Source organism: Streptomyces sp. NBC_01622 (assembly GCF_045209635.1).
Taxonomy (GTDB): Bacteria; Actinomycetota; Actinomycetes; order Streptomycetales; family Streptomycetaceae; genus Streptomyces.
In genome coordinates, this window is the sequence record NZ_CP109293.1 from 2,773,360 (window position 1) to 2,789,401 (window position 16,042).

Genomic DNA, 16,042 nt, shown 5'->3' on the forward strand with positions numbered 1-16,042 from the left:
AGGGGGGAAGCGGCCGTGCCGGGCCGCGGGGTTCGGACTCTGCGGGCGTGAAGCGCCCTTGTGGAAAGGGAAGTCCGGGAACGCGGCTCCTGCCACGTGCCGGATCCGGCGCCACGGATCCGGCAAACAAGGGAGAGTTGTAGACCTGAGTGTCCGTCAACGTCAAGACGTGCAAGTCAAGTTGGTGCGTTGATCGGTGTGCGGTCACAGGGCCCGCGAGATCGCGGAGAGGCCTTGCCTCACAGGTGGCACATCATCAACACTCTTTTTCCACAACTCCCTTGACCCTCGAATGTAACCCCCGGTAACTTCCTCGACGGCTACTGCTGCGTAACCTGAAAGCCCTTGCACCCGCCGGGAGTTGTGAGGATGGCTGCGCCGCACTCGCTGTCCGCGCCAGGACAACGCGCCACATTGGATACCGACTCGCGTTGACTAGAGCAGCACATGGGAGCAGACATGGCTTCACCCTCGGACGCCAACTCGTCCGCAGGCAACACCCCCGAGAACCCGGAAACCGGTTCCGCACCTGAGACCGCCGAGGTCCCCGAAAGACGCGGTCAGGTCCGACTGCGCCGTGCCGCGGTGATGGCGGTGCCGGCCACCCTGGCCGCCGCCGCCCTCGGGATCCTCACCGCCCAGGGCGCCCTGGGGGTGCAGTTCTCCATCTCGGGCATGCCGTTCACGGTCACCGCCAAGTCGCTCGACGGCACCGGCTTCGAGCAGTTCGGCGACCTCGACAACATGATCCCGAACAGCCCGAACGCGGGTGACACCGGCGGGCAGGTGCTGGTCATGACCTCCGCCATCAAGAGCGCCACGCTCGACAGCCTCTGCCAGAGCGTCGACCTCGGCGGCATCAACCTGCTCATCAAGGCGGGCAGCGGCTCGACGAAGGTGACGGCGAGCAACCTCACCACGGACTCGACGGAACTGTCGGGTGACGCCTCCTTCGGCAACATCGAGATCGGCAACGACGCCAGCACGCTCACCAAGGCCGGTGTGCAGGGCAAGAAGGGCGTCTTCAGCCAGCAGTCCGACACCGTGCACATCGACAACCTGCGGCAGACCAACTACGCCACCACGGCGGGTGTGTTCAAGCTGCCGGGCCTCAAGCTCAGCTTCAGCGACTCGGGTTGCTGATGTCCGACAACCTGTCACGGCAGGGGATGCGGCCCGCCTTGCGACGTTGGCGGGCCGGTCGTCCGTTCTGGGGCGGGCTGCTGCTCGCCCTGGGCGGGGCGGAGATCCTGCTCACGGAGAAGGTGTCGCTGAAGGTCGCGATGCACATCGGGATGCAGGGCATGACCGGCTATCTGCTCCCCGTGCTGATGGTGCTGCTCGGCCTGCTGATCCTCTTCAGCCCGAGTCAGCGGCTCTTCTACTCGATCGTCGGGGTCCTGTGCACGCTGGGCTCCTGGCTGACCTCGAACCTCGGCGGCTTCTTCGTCGGGCTGCTGCTGGGAGTCGTCGGCAGCTGCCTCACGTTCGGCTGGCTGCCGGACCAGGAGCCGCGGTCCGAGCGCCGGCGCCGCAAGCGCGAGGCGAAGTCGGCCACGAAGACGGAACTCCAGCACCAGGCCTGACCTTTGGGGCCCCAAGGGCGTCACACCCCGGCAACCGCCGGGGCTCGACGCATGCCCGCCGTGCCGTCAGTGCGCGGGCGCGGGCGGTTCGGTGTTGGTGGCCGCCAGGGACTCGGTCGAGGTGTGCACGGCGGTCGGATGTACGGGGACCGACTCCGCCACGTTGCCCTCCTCCTTCATCGCCTTCGCCTCGCTCTTGAGGATGCGCATGGACTTGCCCAGCCCGCGCGCGGCCTCGGGGAGCTTCTTCGAGCCGAACAGCAGGATGACCATGATCGCCACGACCAGCAGGTGCCATGGCTCCAGTCCGTTGCGGAGCATGATCTCGCCCTTTCGTCCCTGACAACAGTTGCTATGTTGCGCAACTGTACAACCCACGAGTGGATCGCAGACCCCTCAGGGCCAGGGCGTACAGACCGAGCACAGCCGCGAGCAGCAGGTAGTAGGGAAGCGCGAGCCCCGTCATGCCGAGCGCCGCGCCCAGCGGAGTCGGCGGCAGCAGCAGTCCGACGGCGGCCAGCACGGCCGCGGCCCGCCCGACCGGCCCCGGTCCACCACCCTCCGCGAGGCTCCGGCCGGTCCGCAGGAGCAGCATCACCAGGGCCTGGGTGAGCAGGTTCTCGGTGAACCAGGCCGAGTGGAACAGCACTTCGTCGTCCACGGCGTCGGGGCCGCGCAGCGCGAGCGCGAGCACGGCGAAGGTGGCGAGGTCGGCGACCGCGTTGAGGGCCCCGAACCCGGTGATGAACCGAAGGAACGCCCGGGGCCGCAGCTCGGTCGGCCGGCGCAGCCCGGCGGCCGACGGCCGGTCGTGGGCGAAGGCCAGCTGGGCCGCGTCGAAGCAGAGGTTCTGGGCGAGTACCTGGGCCGGGAGCATCGGCAGGAACGGCAGCAGCAGACCGGCGGCGAGCATCGCGATGACGTTGCCGAGGTTCGAGGAGAACGTGACCCGCAGATACGAGGCGATGTTGGCGCTGCTGTGGCGGCCGGCCGTGACCGCGTGCCGGATCGCGGTGAGGTCCTTCCCGGCGAGCACCACGTCGGCGGCCTCGCGGGCCGTGTCGACGGCGGCCCGCGGTGCGATCCCGACGTCGGCGGCGCGCAGCGCGGGCACATCGTTGAGGCCGTCGCCGAGGAAGCCGACGGTGTGTCCGGCCGCGCGGAGGGCGGCGACCGCGCGGGCCTTGTCCTGAGGGGTGCAGCGGGCGGAGACCCGCACCTGCCCGGGGTCCAGACCCAGTTCCCGGCACACCCGGGCCGCCGTGGCCGGATGGTCGCCGGTGAGGATCCGCACGCCGACACCCAGGCCGGCCAGGGCCCGCAGGGCCTCCGGCGCGGCCGGGTCGATGGCGTCGTGGAAGGTGACCAGCCCCCGGAAGGTCAGGCCCCGTTCGTCGGCGGGGCTGTACGCGCGCGTGCGGGCCGGGAGTTGGGCGGTGGCGACCGCCAGCAGCCGCAGACCGGACTCGGCCTCGCGGGTGGCCAGGGCGAGCAGCCGGTCCCGTTCGCCGGGCTCCAGCACGCACCGCTCCACCACGTCCTCCACCGCGCCCTTGACGATGAGGGTGTGCGTCCCGAGGGCTTCGCCGCGCACCACCGCCGAGGCGAGCCGCCGCAGCGGATCGAAGGGTACGGCCGCGATCCCGTCGTACTCCTCCCCCACCGGCCCCGCCGCGGCCAGCAGTGCTTCGTCGAGGGCGTCGGGGACGGGTGCGTCGGCGAGCTGGAGGGTCCACCAGGCGGCGGCGGCGGCCTGGTTGAGGACGTCCGGGTCGTCGCGGCCGTCGGGGCCGAGGGTGCGTTCCACGACCGGGCGGTCCTGGGTGAGGGTGCCGGTCTTGTCGAGGCAGAGGACGTCCACGGCGCCCAGGTCGTGCAGGGCGGGGAGCCGTCTGACGACGACGCCGTGCGTACGGGCGAGCAGCGCGGCCCCGCGCGCGAGGCAGGTCGTCACGATCACCGGGAGCATCTCGGGGGTCAGTCCGACCGCCACCGCGACGGCGAACGGCAGCGTCTCAAGGCCCCGGCCGCGCAGTGCCGCGTTGGCCATCAGGACCAGCGGGGGCGTCAGCAGCATGAACCGGATCAGCACCCAGGAGACGCCGTGCACGGAGCGGTCGAAGGCGCTCGGCTCGCGCCGCACCGGCCCGTCGTGCGCGGCGGCGAACCGGGTCCGCGCTCCCGTCTCCAGGACGACCGCCGTGGCACTGCCGGAGACGACGCCGCTGCCCTGGAAACACAGGTGCGGCTGGGCGAAGGGGCCCTCGTCGGCCGCGCCGGGCAGTTCTACGGCGGCCTTGGCGACCGGCGCGGACTCGCCGGTCAGCGCGGCCTGGTGCACGGTCAGCCCGCTCGCGCGCAGCAGTCGTAGATCCGCCGGGACGAGGTCGCCGGGGCCGAGCGCGACCACGTCGCCCGGGACCAGTTCGGCGACCAGTATCTCCCGGACCCGCACCGGTGCCCCGGCCTCCGCGCGGCGCAGTACGCAGGCGGTCGAGCCGACCAGCTCGCGCAGCTCGTGCAGGGAGCGGTCGGCCCGGTGCTCGCCGCCGGCGCGCAGCACACAGCTCACGGCGACGAGCGCGAGGATCACGGCGGCGGTGCCCCAGGAGGCGACGAGTGCCGAGACCAGGCCGAGGCAGAGCAGGACGGCGGTGAAGGGGTCGCGCAGACTGCGCAGGAACAGGCGGTGCCAGGGTGTCGTACGGCGTTCCGGGAGGGTGTTCTCGCCGGTCGCCGCGAGCCGGGCGGCGGCCTCCGGTTCGGTCAGTCCGCGCGGGCCGGTGTCGAGGTGACGTAGCGCCTGGAGCGGGGTGTGCCGGTGGGCGGCGGCGTCAGAGGCCACGGAGTCGGGGGGCGGGCACGTCGCGGTCGGCACGGTCGGTGAGGCGGGCGACCGCGAGCCGGACCACGTCGACCACGTCGGGGTCGTCGACGAAGTACACCTGGCGGCGGCCCTCGCGGCGGGAGCGGACCAGGCCGGCGAGTTTCAGTTTGGTCAGGTGCTGGCTGACGGCGGGCAGTGCGCCGCCGACCCGCTCCGCGAGCCCGGTGACATCGCTCTCGCCCTGGGCCAGCGCCCACACGATGTGCAGCCGCGCGGGCGAGGCCAGCAGTCCGAAGGCCGCGGCGGCGTCCGCGAGCACGTCGGCGGACGGGTCGTCGAAGCCGCGGCCGGCTGTCTGCACCGTCTTCGCCTCCCGTCCTGGCCGTTGCTTTCGTACGAACCGCCCCAGTCTAGGGGGCCGGAACTTCTCCCCGGTCCGGGGAGTTTCCACGGTGCTGCAGCCACGAATTTGTATACGCACGACTACTACGCATGGAGTTCGCATGGCCCTGTGGGACCGCTTCAAGGAGTCCGCGTCGACGATGCAGACCCAGCTCGTGGCGAAGAAGAACGATCTGAAGAGCGGGGCGTTCCGCGACGCGAGCATGGCGATGTGCGCGCTCGTGGCGGCTGCCGACGGCACCGTCGACCCCTCGGAGCGGCAGCGCGTCGCCCAGCTCATCGCGAGCAACGAGGTGCTGCAGAACTTCGACGCGATGGATCTCCAGCGCCGTTTCGACGCGAACCTGGACAAGCTGACGGCCGACTTCGCCTTCGGCAAGGTCAGCGTGTTGCAGGAGATCGCCAAGGCGAAGAAGAAGCCCGCCGAGGCGCGTGCCGTGATCCAGATCGGCATCGTGATCGGCGGCGCGGACGGCGACTTCGACAAGACCGAGCAGGCCGTGGTCCGCGAGGCCTGCTTCACCCTGGACCTGCCGCCGCACGAGTTCGACCTCTGACCGGCCTTCGGGGGACATGACCGGGAGCATGCCGGACACCCTGGACCGCGGTCTGATCCACGCCCTGCCCACCGTCCGCACCCTGGAGACCAGCCCGGTCCTGCGCAACCTGAAGGCAGCGAGCCCTTCCCTGACGGGGCGGGCGGGTGAGCGGGGCGGGGGCCGGTGAGGCGTGGCGGGACGTCGACCAGGAACACCGCGCGCCAGGACGAGCCGAACAGGTCGGCGTGGGTGAGGACGCCGCCGAGAACCGGGCCGCAGACCGCGGCGAGGCCCATCACCGGACCGATGCCGCCCAGGGCGCGTGGCATCTCGTCACCGGCGAACATCGCCCTGATGAGGCCGATGGTCTGCGGGATCACCAGGGCCGCCGACGCCCCCTGCGCGGCACGGAACGCGATCAGGAACCCCACGCCCGGTGCGAGCTCGCAGGCGAGGGAGGCAGCGGTGAATCCGGTGACGCCCAGCACGAACAGCCGCCGCCGGCCCGCGATGTCGCCGAGCCGGCCCCCGGTGATCAGCAGTACGGCGAGCGGCAGGGGGTAGGCGGTCGTGAACCACTGGATGTCGGAGGCCGATCCGCCCAGTTCGGCGTGGATCGCCGGCGCGGCCATCTGCACGACCGTCCCGTCCAGCAGGTTCATCGCCTCGGCCAGGAGCAGGGCGACGAGTGCGGACCAGCGCCGGGGGTGGGTCCCCTCGGGGGTGGTCGGCCGTGCCTGGGTGCGGAGTTGTCTCCTGGCCGAAGCGTGGAATCGTGGGGTCGGTCCCTTCCAGCGCGGTCCCCGGGATCGCGGATTTCTTCCATCCGCGGCCCTCACGATGGCGAAGTCCCACACAATGAGGCCGAGTTGCCGACGCAACCGTCCGTCCTCCGAACGTAACCTCCTCAACCTCCTTATGACGTCGAGATGATCACAATGCGGCAGCAACAACTCACTGCGGGTCGCTGCTCACTTGACTACCAGCGGTCACACACGATTGGCTCCGGCCCAGCGGGAGTCACCCGGTCGGCGCACCTCATACGGCTCCGGGCGCACTCTCCCCGTCCCCGAGCTCGGCCGCACAGCGAGGTGCCGCACCCCCCATGACCACTCCACCCTCACCTCACGCCCCCTTCCGTCGCATATCCGGCACGGTGCTGACCGGCGCCGTAGCCGTCTGTCTGCTGCTCGCCGGCTGCTCCGGAACCGGCGGTTCCGGGTCCGGCACGGGCACGGACGCGGCCGGTGCCGCGGGCACCGGCCGGCTCAAGATCGCCATGGTCACCCACGCGAGCAAGGGCGACGCCTTCTGGGTGCTGGTGAAGAAGGGCGCCGAGGCCGCCGCCGCCAAGGACGGCGTCGAGCTGACGTACACGAGCGACCCGGACGCCACCGGGCAGGCCGAGCTCGTGCGGGACGCGATCCGGGACGGGGCCGACGGCATCGCGCTGACGCTCGCCAAACCGGACGCGATGAAGGCGCCGATCGCCCAGGCCAAGTCCTCGGACATCCCCGTGGTCGGCCTCAACTCCGGTATCGACTCCTGGCAGTCGGACGGTGTCCTGGAGTTCTTCGGGCAGGACGAGAGCGTCGCGGGCCGCGCCGTCGGCGAGAAACTGGACGCCCTCAAGGCCAAGCACGCCCTGTGCGTGATCCACGAGCGGGGCAATGTCGCCCTGGAGGCGCGCTGCGCGGGTGTGAAGAAGGCGTTCACCGGCGTGACCGACATGCTCTATGTGGACGGCACCGACATGAACGCCGTGGCCGCGGGTGTCACGGAGCGGCTCAAGCAGGACCCCAGCATCGACGAAGTGGTCATGCTGGGCGCCGATTTCGCACTGTCCGCGGTCAAGTCCGTGAAGGCGGCGGGCAGCAAGGCCAAGGTCGCGACCTTCGACCTCAACCAGGACCTGGTCAAGGCCGTGCAGAGCGGGGACGTACAGTTCGCGGTTGATCAACAACCGTATCTGCAGGGCTATCTGGCCGTGGACTCGTTGTGGCTGTACAAGACCAACGGCAACATCAGTGGCGGCGGGGTGGCTCCCGTGCTCACCGGCCCGGCGTTCGTGACGAAGACGAACGTCGGCGCGGTCGCGAAGTTCGCGGCCAACGGAACGCGCTGACCGGACACTTCGTACGAGGATGGAGCGAGGACGACCACGATGTCTCCACGGACAGGTGCCCGGCGCCGCGTCGGTTCCATACGACTTTCCCTGATCCTGCTCGCCCTGGTCCCCAGCGTCACGCTCGCCGCCATGTGGGGCGTGACGACGACCCAGATGTTCACCGAGGGGCTGCGGCTGCGGTCGCAGACTGAGCTGAGCAGATCGACCGGCGCCATGGGCACCGAGGCCGCGCTCGCGCTCCAGCAGGAACGCAGTCTCTCGGCGGCCTGGCTGGCCTCGCCGCACGGCTCCCGGACCGCGCTGGACGCGCAGCGCGTCAGGACGGACAAGGCGGTGGCCCAGCTCGTGGGCCAGTCCGGCGCCATCAAGAAGGCACCGACCCGCATCAGGGACCGGATGTACTCGGTCGTCGCCTCGGCGGACAGCCTGGAGTACTACCGGAGCCAGGTGGACAAGCCCACCGACATCACGCCCCAGCAGGTTCTGGACCAGTACACCTCGATCATCGACGACCAGATCCAGGCCTTCCAGGAGCTCTCCCAGGTCGACGACGGCGACCTCACCTCGCAGGCGGAGCCGCTCGTCGCGCTGGAGCACGGGGCGGAGCTGGTCTCCCAGGAGGACGCGCAGCTGACCCTGGCCTGGCCCTCCGGGCACGTCGACAACGCGGCGTGGGAGCAGTTCGCCGAGCTGGTGCACGCCCGGCGCTGGCTGGTCGAGGACCAGATCACCACCGGGTTCCAGGGCGCCGCCAAGACGAAGATCGAGCACATTCTGCAGAGCGTCGAGTGGAGCACCCTGGAGTCCACGGAGGACGCGGTGCTCACGGCCGGTACGGCGGGCAAGGCGGTGCCGGACAACGGCTCGGCCGGCCGGATCACTCTGCCGGACGAGCAGAAGCAGTGGACCGCGGCGCTGACCGAAGTCGGCGACGAGTACACGGCGTTGATCAGGCAGCAGACGGCCGGACTCCTCGACCGCAGCTCCGACAAGGCGCACAGCCTGCTCGTCACCGCCGCCTCGCTGAGCGCCGGCGGACTCGCCGCCCTGCTGCTGTGCGTCGGCATGTCCTGGCGGATCACCCGCTCCCTGTCCCGGCGGCTGCGCGGTCTGAAGATGGCCACGCTGAGCCTGGCCGAGGACCGACTGCCCGACGTCGTCGCCCGGTTGAACAGGGGCGAGAAGATCGACGTGGAGTCGGCGACCCCGCCACTGGACTACGGCGGCGACGAACTCGGCCAGGTGGCACAGGCGTTCAACACCGCGCAGCGCACGGCCGTACACACCGCGATCGAACTCGCCGACACCCGGCGGGGTTTCCAGAAGGTCATCCTCGGCATCGCCCGGCAGAGCCAGAACCTGGTCAACCTCCAGCTCACCAAGCTCGACGCGCTGGAACGCCGGCACGACGACCCCGAGGTCCTGCGCGGCCTCTACGAACTGGACTCCACGGCAAGCCAGTTGCGCCGCTACGAGGAGAACCTCGTCGTCATCAGCGGTGAGCAGCCGCGCCGCAGCTGGACCGAGCCGGTCGCGCTGATCGACATCCTGCGCAGTGCCGTCGGTGAGGTCGCGGAGTACCAGCGGGTGGAGGTGCACACCGAGGAGGAGGTGTGCCTGGCGCCGCCCGCGGTCGCCGACGTGATCCATCTGCTGGCCGAGCTGATCGACAACGCGACGGTGTACTCCCCCGCGCCCAGCCCGGTCGGCGTGCGGGCCGCGATGGTCGCCAGGGGTCTGGTGATCGAGGTCGAGGACCGCGGGCTCGGCATGTCGGAGGAGGACTACGCCTCGCTCAACGAACAGCTCGCGGTGGCCCCGCAGTTCGACGTCGTCGCGCTCGCCGACGACCTGCGGCTGGGCATGTTCGTGATCGCCCGGCTCGCCACCCGGCACGGCATCGCGGTGACGCTGCGCTCCTCGCCGTACGGCGGCACGACCGCGATCGTGCTGATCCCGCACGAGATCGTCGTACCCGAGCCGTTGGACGAGCCGGCGCCGGGCGCCGCGAAGGGCTCCGACGGCGACGAGGCCGGCACCGCGGCACAGATCACCGCCGTGGCCGCGCGGGCGGCCGAACTGCCGGCTCCCGCGCCCGGGGCGCTGCCCGCCATTCCCCCGGCCCGGTCCGCCGAGCCCCCGGCCCGGTCCGCCGAGCCCCCGGTCACCGCCGATCTCGGCGGGCTGACCCCGTTGCCACGGCGGGTGCCGCAGACCAGTCTGGCCAGTGAGTTGCGGGAGGAGGCCGGACCGGCCGAGGAGGACGGGGAGCTGGAAGACTTCACCGCGGAACGTGCGGCTTCCTCGCTGGCCGGGTTCCAGCGCGGCACGTTCCAGGCGCGAGACTCCATCGACGACGACGCGCCGTCGCAGTACGACCGGGAGGAAGCCGCCGCCTCCTCGAATCCGCCCGCCGATCGCTCATGAAGGACTCCGCCATGACACGTCCCGTGCCCGCCACGCACACCCAACTCGACCAGTTGCTCACCGGACTCGTGGACCGGGTGGCCGAGGTGAACCAGGCCGTCGTGCTGTCCGAGGACGGCCTCGTCGTCAGCAAGTCCACCGGGTTCCTGCGCGACGACGCCGAGCGGCTCGCGGCCACCGCGTCCGGGCTGATGAGCCTCAGCAAGGGGGTCAGCATGGACTTCCGCGGCGGTCCGGTGCGCCAGGCGCTGATCGAGATGGCGAACAGCTATCTGATCCTCACCTCGGCGGGCCCCGGCGCCCACCTGGTCGTGCTGACCGGTCCGGGCGCGGACGTCGGGGTCGTTGCCTACCAGATGAACATGCTGGTGAAGAAGATAGGCGAGCATCTCAGCGCCGCGCCGAGGGCCAACGTCGGCCCCGCGGCCGGCTCCGGCGAGTGAGGTGAGCGGTGGCGACGCGGCGGGACGGCTGGTACGACCGTTCACGCTGACCGGTGGCAGAACCCGGCCCAGCCGCGCCGATTTCACCCTCATCACCACGGTCACCGCGGTCGACCCGGCGCCCGCGCGGGCGCCCCGGCCGCAGCCGGAACAGTCCCGCATCCTGCGGCTGTGCGCGGAGCCGCTGGCGGTGGCGGAGGTCGCGGCCCTTGTCGACCTTCCGGTGAGCGTGGTAGTGATCATGCTCTGCGACCTGCTGGAGGCGGGCCTGATCACGGCCCGTCCGCCGCACCCGGTCTCCCGTACCAGCCCGGACATGGACCTGCTGCAGAAAGTGAGGGAGGGCCTTGGCCGGCTCTGACACCATCGCTCCGGCACCCGCGCCGCCCGAGACGGTCAAGATCCTGATCGCGGGGGGCTTCGGCGTCGGCAAGACCACCATGGTCGGTTCGGTGAGCGAGATCGCGCCGCTGCGCACCGAGGAACCGCTCACCTCGGCGAGCCTCGCCGTCGACGACCTCGACGGCATCGAGGAGAAACGGGCCACCACCGTGGCCCTGGACTTCGGCCGCATCACCATAGGCCAGGACCTGGTGCTGTACCTGTTCGGCACCCCGGGCCAGCAGCGCTTCTGGTTCATGTGGAACGACCTGGCGCTCGGCGCGCTGGGCGCGGTGGTCCTGATCGACGTGCGCCGCCCGAAGTCCAGCTTCGCGGCCGTCGACTTCTTCGAACGCCGGGGCATCCCGTTCGTGGTGGGCGTGAACGGCTTCTACGGCGAGCATCCGTATCCGGCGGAGGCGGTCCGCGACGCGCTGGCGCTCCCGGAGGACGTCCGGGTGCTGCTGTGCGACGCCCGCGAGCGCGACTCGTGCCGGAACGTACTGATCGCACTGCTGGACCAGTTGATCGAGGCGGCCATCGAGGACGGCGGGGGCGGCAGGCTCACTCGTCCGCCCCGCTGAGCGGTGCGTCCGAGGAGGCGATGATCCGGGCCGTGAGGTCCGGCTCTGCCATGTCCCGGTCGAAGGGGAACATCGGCCGCGGGATGCGGTGATGACCGAGCCGGACCAGGTCCTGGTCGACTCCCCCCGGGGTGAGGGCCATCTTCCAGTCGGCGGCCATGGCGAAGAGCTCGGGTTCGAGATAGCCGATCTTGACAAGCACGAGATCGGCCGCGCGCGGCTCCAACTCCAGGTCGGTGAAGTCGTGTTCGTGGTGGTACGGCTTCCGCAGCCGGGTCAGGATCACATACACGCTGCCGACCCGCAGCACCACTTCGGTCTCGGCGTCCCGGTCGCCGTGGCGGACGGAGTGCACTACACCGGTGAGTGTCAGCGGGGGCGCGTGGCGGTCGTCGACCTCCGCGCCGGCCGTGACGGTTACGGTGGCGCCGACACCGGCGCGCTCCGCTGTGGCTACGGCGGCTGGTCCGGGCAGTGACGCGTAGATGACCGTAGGACCGTCCTGGTCCTTGAACTCCGGGCGTTCCAGGACCTGTTGGAGCCCCCAGGTGACATCGCCCGCGCCGCCCGCGGTCGGGTTGTCGCCGGTGTCGCTGATGAAGTACGGGCGGGCGGTGGAGGCGAGGGCCTCGTCCAGGCACTCGGTCAGGGTGCCGGTCGGGGCGACGAACGCGAAGTCGTCGCGTGCCGCCCAGAAGCCGCGCGCCAACTGCTCGGCGCCTGCCGCGACTTGGGCGGCGGACGGTCCTGTGACGACGACCGCGGCCCGGTTGCGGGGTTCGTCGGCCCATGCGTAGCCGACCCAGATCGCCGCGTCCGTGACACCCTCCTTCGCTTCTACGTCTTCTACGGCCGCGTAGACGCTCTTCGCCGGTTCGATACGGGTGGAGGTCTGCTCGCCCGCGAGGAGTACGGGGACCGGGATCCAGGCCTTGACCGGGCGGGGGGCGCCGCTTGCCAGCAGTTCTACGAGGTTGCGGGCGGCGCGTTCCTTGGTGTCCATGGCGTCCTCGTGCGGGGCCATGCGGTAGCAGGTGATCAGGTCGGCGGCGTGGACCAGTCCGCGGGAGACGTTGCCGTGAAGGTCCATCGAGGTCGATACGAGGGTGTCCGGGCCGATGGTTTCCCGTATGCGGGTGAGGAGTTGGGCCTCGGCGTCGTCCATGCCCTCGACCGTCATCGCGCCGTGGATGTCGTACCAGAGGCCGTCCAGGGGGCCCAACTCCCCCAGTCTGGCGATGAGTTCGTCGGAGAGGGCGGTGAAGGCGGTGGACGTCACCGTGCCGCCGGGGAGTGCCTTGCCTACGAGGGCTCCGCGCCAGTCCGCTGCCTCGCGGAGGGGGGTACCGGGGGCCAGGAAGGGGTAGCGGGTGAGGACTTCGGGGCCGCGTTGGGGGTGGAAGGCGGGGGCCTCCGTGCGGGCCGGGGAAAATGTCGAGGACTCGATGCCGAGGCCTGCGATCGCGATGACAGGACGAGAAGAAGGCATGGGGGCTCCAGGTTGTGTGTCGGGTGCGGGTGCGTGGGGGCTGGTCGCGCCCACGCGGCGGAGCCGCATATTGATACAGCCCCGCGCCCCTAAAAGCACAAGTCACCGCGTCTTGTCTGTGACCGTCTGCAATGCCTGCGCCAACGCCCGTTGCAGCGCGAACTGGCCTGCTCCCACCAAGCCCGCGTCGGCTCCCAAGCTGGCGCGCTCGATCGCCAGGTGTTCCGTCACCAACGGGTGGCAGCCTTCGTAGAGTTGGCTGCGGACTGCCGCGACGAAGGGTTCCAGGGTGGAGAGGATGCCGCCCAGGTACACGGCGTCGGGGTTGAAGAAGTTGACGTTGGCGGCGAGCACCTGGCCCAGGTAGCGGCCGGCCTGGCGGACGGCTCGGGTCGCCTCGGGGTGGGAGTCGGTGGCCAGGCGTACGACGTCCTCGGTAGAAGTCACGTCCAGGCCGTGGCCGCGCAGGATGCGGACCAGGGCGGCGCCCGAGGCGACGGTTTCGAGGCAGCCGGTGTTGCCGCAGGAGCAGGGGATGTCGTGGGCGGCCTCGACGCGGACGTGGGTGATCTCGCCCGCCGCGCCGGTGCCGCCGCGGTAGAGGCGGCCGTCGGCGATGACGCCGGCGCCGATCGCGGTGCCTGTCTTGACCATGATCGACTGACGGCGTTCGGCGGGCTGCACGGTGTGCTCGCCCACGGCCATGCAGTTGGCGTCGTTCTCGATGGCCGCCGGGACGCCGAACCGGTCCTCCAGCCAGGCCCGGACCGGGAACCGGTTCCAGCCGGGCATCCGGGACGGGAGGGTCACGACGCCGCCCGCGACGTCGACCGGGCCCGGCAGCGAGAGCCCGACCCCGCGCAGCAGCTCCGGCCCGCGTCGCTCGGCGAGGCCCTGGAGCGTGTCGGCGAGACCCGGCAGCGCGGCCTCGGGACCGTCCGCCGTCGGGAAGGGAACCGTCGACACGTCGGTGAGCCCGCCGCCGGGCAGGACGACGCCCACGTGTGCGTGCTTGCCGCCGAGTTCGGCCGCGACCGCGAAGCCGTCGCTGCCGCCCAGCCGCAGCACCTTGCGCGGCCGGCCGCCGGTGGAGGAGCGCGTGCCGTGCTCGGCGACCAGGCCCAGGGACACCAGCTGGCTCACCGCGAGGGAGATCGTCGAGGGCGCGGCACCCAGCAGTTCGGCGAGGTCGGTACGGGTCGCGGCCTGTCCGGAGGCGAGGAGTTCGAGGACGTGCTCGGCCAGTGAGGAGACGCCCGAGGTGCTCTTCCGGCGATGGGCACTTTTTTCAGGCATGAAGGAAGTTACTTCCGGATCGGCGATCGGGGCGACGAGCGTAAGTCACCCGCATGCCCTGTTCGCTTTTTCCAGAACGGCAGTAACAGGCTTTTTACAGCGGCACGCCTGTTTCTTCGCCCACAGGGGTCGTTGACTGTCCTCACTCCCGCCTCCGCCCCTCTTTTTCCGAGGAGAACCATGTCCCCTGTCCGCAAGAGACTCCTCGCCGGTGCCTCCCTGACCACGGCCTCGCTGCTGCTCGCGGGCTGTTCCGGGTCGAGCGGTACGTCGTCCTCCGGGGCGCACGACGCGATCAACTACGCGCTGCCCGCGAACTTCACCCCGAACTGGATCCTGCCGATCGGCACCGCGGCCCACCTCAACACCAACAACATCTCGATCGCGAACGCGCTGTGGGAGCCGCTCATCGCCTACGACGGCTCGACCGGGACCATGGGCTGGAACAAGAAGGGCTCGGTGGCGACCGCGGCGGACTTCGCGGCCGACAACAAGAGCGTCACGATCACCCTCGGCGAGCGGCAGTGGAGCGACGGGAAGCCGATCACCTCCGCCGACGTGAAGTTCTGGTTCGACCTCATCAAGGCGAACAAGGCGCAGTGGGCGGGCTACAACCCCGGCAAGGCGCCGGACAACTGGACGTCCTTCAAGACGGTGGACACGCACCACTTCACGATCACCTTCGACAAGGCCTACAACCCGCAGTGGATGCTGGCCAACGAGCTGAGCCAGATCAACCCGCTGCCCCAGCACGTGTGGGACAAGGCCGGGGACGCCAAGAAGGACTGGACGTACCTCAACAGCGCGGCGAAGAACATCAACGGGTACGCCACGAACGCCCTGTGGAAGACGGTCAGCGGCCCGTACACCGTGAAGTCCTTCTCCACGGCAGGCAAGGTCGTCCTGGCCGCCAACTCGAAGTACGACGGCGGCGAGAAGGCCGGTATCCCCACCGTGAACCTCCTCCCGTTCACGACGGCGGACGCGGAGAAGAACGCGCTGCGCTCGGGGAGCGTCGACTACGGCTACATCGAGGCCACCGACCTCGACCAGAAGGACAGCTTCACCGCGCGGGGTTACACGGTGAAGCCGTGGTCGGGCTGGGCGATCACCTACATGCCGTACAACTTCAACAACCCTTCCATGGGTGCCGTGTTCAAGCAGCTCTACGCCCGGCAGGCCGTGCAGCGGTCGATCGACCAGAGCACTCTGGCGAAGGTCATCTTCAACGGGACGGCGGTGCCCGGGTACGGGCCCGTCCCCCAGGCGCAGAGCTCGTCGTTCCTGTCGGCCACGCAGAAGAGCGACCCGTATCCGTTCTCGACCTCGGCCGCCAAGTCCCTTCTCACCAGCCATGGCTGGAGCGAGCAGGGCGGGGTCATGACCTGCACCAGCCCCGGCACCGGCGCCGCCCAGTGCGGTGAAGGGGTCGCCAAGGGGACGAAGTTCCAGATGCAGGTGCTGTCGCAGTCCGGTTCGACGGTGACCGACAACATGATGAGCGCGATCCAGTCCTCGCTCGCGAAGACCGGCATCAAGTTCTCCATCAAGACCGCGCCGGTCAACTCCGTGCTGTCGCAGACCCCGCAGTGCACCGCCTCGCAGTCGATCTGCAAGTGGCAGCTGTCCTACTTCGGTACGGCGGGCAGCTGGTACTTCCCGGCCTTCCCGACGGGTGACTCGCTCTTCCAGACGAAGGGCGGCGCGAACTTCGGCAACTACTCCAACGCCGATGTCGACAAGCTCATCTCCGCGTCCACGACGTCGAGTTCGACGCAGGCGGTCCAGGACTACAGCGCGGCCCTCGCCAAGGATCTGCCGGTGATCTGGCTGCCGGAGCCCGACTACCAGATCTCCGTCGTCAAGAACGGCCTCGGCGGCTTCTCGCAGGACCCGCTCGCCAACTTCCACCCGGCACAGTGGAAGTGGACCAGCTGAGG

Annotated in this window: 15 protein-coding genes and 1 pseudogene; 10 read left to right on the forward strand and 6 right to left on the reverse strand. The window is 70.2% G+C overall.

Going from position 1 to position 16,042, the window contains the following annotated elements; all coding sequences use genetic code 11:
- The first annotated feature begins 459 nt into the window (after positions 1 to 459).
- Together OH768_RS12670 and OH768_RS12675 are read left to right on the forward strand one after the other, a co-directional pair.
- The gene (locus OH768_RS12670; RefSeq protein WP_406453096.1) at positions 460 to 1,143 is read left to right on the forward strand and encodes a DUF6230 family protein; all 684 of its coding nucleotides are present in this window, start codon (positions 460 to 462) and stop codon (positions 1,141 to 1,143) included.
- Complete coding sequence (locus OH768_RS12675) at positions 1,143 to 1,586, forward strand: DUF6114 domain-containing protein (RefSeq protein WP_406453098.1); 444 nt, start codon at positions 1,143 to 1,145, stop codon at positions 1,584 to 1,586. The genes OH768_RS12670 and OH768_RS12675 overlap by 1 nt, the downstream gene beginning before the upstream one ends.
- Positions 1,587 to 1,652: 66 nt before the next feature.
- Here OH768_RS12675 and tatA read toward each other — a convergent pair whose 3' ends face one another.
- From tatA to OH768_RS12690, 3 genes are read right to left on the reverse strand one after another with little or no spacing between them, the layout of a single operon-like run.
- A complete protein-coding gene (tatA, locus tag OH768_RS12680) occupies positions 1,653 to 1,907 on the reverse strand; it encodes a Sec-independent protein translocase subunit TatA (RefSeq protein ID WP_406453100.1) in 255 nt (84 codons plus the stop codon).
- A gap of 31 nt (positions 1,908 to 1,938) precedes the next feature.
- Entirely contained in the window at positions 1,939 to 4,431 is a 2,493-nt protein-coding gene (mgtA, locus tag OH768_RS12685; protein ID WP_406453102.1) for a magnesium-translocating P-type ATPase, read from the reverse strand.
- Positions 4,421 to 4,774: an ArsR/SmtB family transcription factor gene (locus tag OH768_RS12690; RefSeq protein ID WP_406465248.1), complete on the reverse strand. Its 354-nt coding sequence runs from the start codon at positions 4,772 to 4,774 to the stop codon at positions 4,421 to 4,423. The genes mgtA and OH768_RS12690 overlap by 11 nt, the downstream gene beginning before the upstream one ends.
- A 142-nt stretch (positions 4,775 to 4,916) precedes the next feature.
- Between OH768_RS12690 and OH768_RS12695 the strand changes: the two genes are divergently transcribed.
- Positions 4,917 to 5,372, forward strand: coding sequence for a tellurite resistance TerB family protein (locus tag OH768_RS12695; protein ID WP_019071429.1), 456 nt, complete (start codon positions 4,917 to 4,919; stop codon positions 5,370 to 5,372).
- Between the two features lie 28 nt (positions 5,373 to 5,400).
- Positions 5,401 to 5,541: a hypothetical protein gene (locus OH768_RS12700; RefSeq protein WP_406453104.1), complete on the forward strand. Its 141-nt coding sequence runs from the start codon at positions 5,401 to 5,403 to the stop codon at positions 5,539 to 5,541.
- 55 nt (positions 5,542 to 5,596) lie between these two features.
- On the opposite strand, the pseudogene OH768_RS12705 reads toward OH768_RS12700, so the two are convergent.
- Positions 5,597 to 6,016: pseudogene (locus OH768_RS12705) on the reverse strand (MFS transporter); the annotation flags it as partial.
- Positions 6,017 to 6,459: 443 nt separating this feature from the next.
- Between OH768_RS12705 and OH768_RS12710 the strand changes: the two are divergent.
- The 5 genes from OH768_RS12710 to OH768_RS12730 are packed head-to-tail and all read left to right on the forward strand — an operon-like array spanning position 6,460 to position 11,317.
- Complete coding sequence (locus OH768_RS12710; protein WP_406453106.1) at positions 6,460 to 7,479, forward strand: substrate-binding domain-containing protein; 1,020 nt, start codon at positions 6,460 to 6,462, stop codon at positions 7,477 to 7,479.
- Between the two features lie 39 nt (positions 7,480 to 7,518).
- Complete coding sequence (locus OH768_RS12715) at positions 7,519 to 9,909, forward strand: nitrate- and nitrite sensing domain-containing protein (RefSeq protein ID WP_406453108.1); 2,391 nt, start codon at positions 7,519 to 7,521, stop codon at positions 9,907 to 9,909.
- An 11-nt stretch (positions 9,910 to 9,920) separates the two neighbouring features.
- Positions 9,921 to 10,352, forward strand: a complete 432-nt coding sequence (locus tag OH768_RS12720) for a roadblock/LC7 domain-containing protein (protein ID WP_019071426.1) — start codon at positions 9,921 to 9,923, stop codon at positions 10,350 to 10,352.
- A gap of 1 nt (position 10,353) precedes the next feature.
- Positions 10,354 to 10,713 carry a DUF742 domain-containing protein gene (locus OH768_RS12725; protein WP_019071425.1) on the forward strand — a complete coding sequence of 120 codons (360 nt, stop codon included), beginning with the start codon at positions 10,354 to 10,356 and terminating at the stop codon, positions 10,711 to 10,713.
- Entirely contained in the window at positions 10,700 to 11,317 is a 618-nt protein-coding gene (locus tag OH768_RS12730; protein ID WP_359606042.1) for an ATP/GTP-binding protein, read from the forward strand. The genes OH768_RS12725 and OH768_RS12730 overlap by 14 nt, the downstream gene beginning before the upstream one ends.
- On the opposite strand, the gene OH768_RS12735 is transcribed toward OH768_RS12730, so the two are convergent.
- Positions 11,298 to 12,806: a M81 family metallopeptidase gene (locus OH768_RS12735; RefSeq protein ID WP_406453111.1), complete on the reverse strand. Its 1,509-nt coding sequence runs from the start codon at positions 12,804 to 12,806 to the stop codon at positions 11,298 to 11,300. The two genes, OH768_RS12730 and OH768_RS12735, sit on opposite strands and share 20 nt — an antisense overlap.
- Before the next feature lie 102 nt (positions 12,807 to 12,908).
- Positions 12,909 to 14,102, reverse strand: a complete 1,194-nt coding sequence (locus tag OH768_RS12740; RefSeq protein WP_406453113.1) for an ROK family protein — start codon at positions 14,100 to 14,102, stop codon at positions 12,909 to 12,911.
- A 180-nt stretch (positions 14,103 to 14,282) separates the two neighbouring features.
- Here OH768_RS12740 and OH768_RS12745 point away from each other — a divergent pair, with 180 nt between their 5' ends.
- Positions 14,283 to 16,040 carry a peptide ABC transporter substrate-binding protein gene (locus OH768_RS12745; RefSeq protein ID WP_406453114.1) on the forward strand — a complete coding sequence of 586 codons (1,758 nt, stop codon included), beginning with the start codon at positions 14,283 to 14,285 and terminating at the stop codon, positions 16,038 to 16,040.
- Positions 16,041 to 16,042 lie beyond the last annotated feature (2 nt).

What these genes read in the sequence shown, in the direction of transcription:
- OH768_RS12670 (WP_406453096.1), top strand. Translation starts at nt 460, where the DNA reads ATGGCTTCACCCTCGGACGCCAACTCGTCCGCAGGCAACACCCCCGAG.
- OH768_RS12710 (WP_406453106.1), top strand. Translation starts at nt 6,460, where the DNA reads ATGACCACTCCACCCTCACCTCACGCCCCCTTCCGTCGCATATCCGGC.
- OH768_RS12715 (WP_406453108.1), top strand. Translation starts at nt 7,519, where the DNA reads ATGTCTCCACGGACAGGTGCCCGGCGCCGCGTCGGTTCCATACGACTT.
- OH768_RS12735 (WP_406453111.1), bottom strand. Translation starts at nt 12,806, where the DNA reads ATGCCTTCTTCTCGTCCTGTCATCGCGATCGCAGGCCTCGGCATCGAG.
- OH768_RS12675 (WP_406453098.1), top strand. Translation starts at nt 1,143, where the DNA reads ATGTCCGACAACCTGTCACGGCAGGGGATGCGGCCCGCCTTGCGACGT.
- tatA (WP_406453100.1), bottom strand. Translation starts at nt 1,907, where the DNA reads ATGCTCCGCAACGGACTGGAGCCATGGCACCTGCTGGTCGTGGCGATC.
- OH768_RS12695 (WP_019071429.1), top strand. Translation starts at nt 4,917, where the DNA reads ATGGCCCTGTGGGACCGCTTCAAGGAGTCCGCGTCGACGATGCAGACC.
- OH768_RS12740 (WP_406453113.1), bottom strand. Translation starts at nt 14,102, where the DNA reads ATGCCTGAAAAAAGTGCCCATCGCCGGAAGAGCACCTCGGGCGTCTCC.
- OH768_RS12745 (WP_406453114.1), top strand. Translation starts at nt 14,283, where the DNA reads ATGTCCCCTGTCCGCAAGAGACTCCTCGCCGGTGCCTCCCTGACCACG.
- OH768_RS12700 (WP_406453104.1), top strand. Translation starts at nt 5,401, where the DNA reads ATGCCGGACACCCTGGACCGCGGTCTGATCCACGCCCTGCCCACCGTC.
- OH768_RS12720 (WP_019071426.1), top strand. Translation starts at nt 9,921, where the DNA reads ATGACACGTCCCGTGCCCGCCACGCACACCCAACTCGACCAGTTGCTC.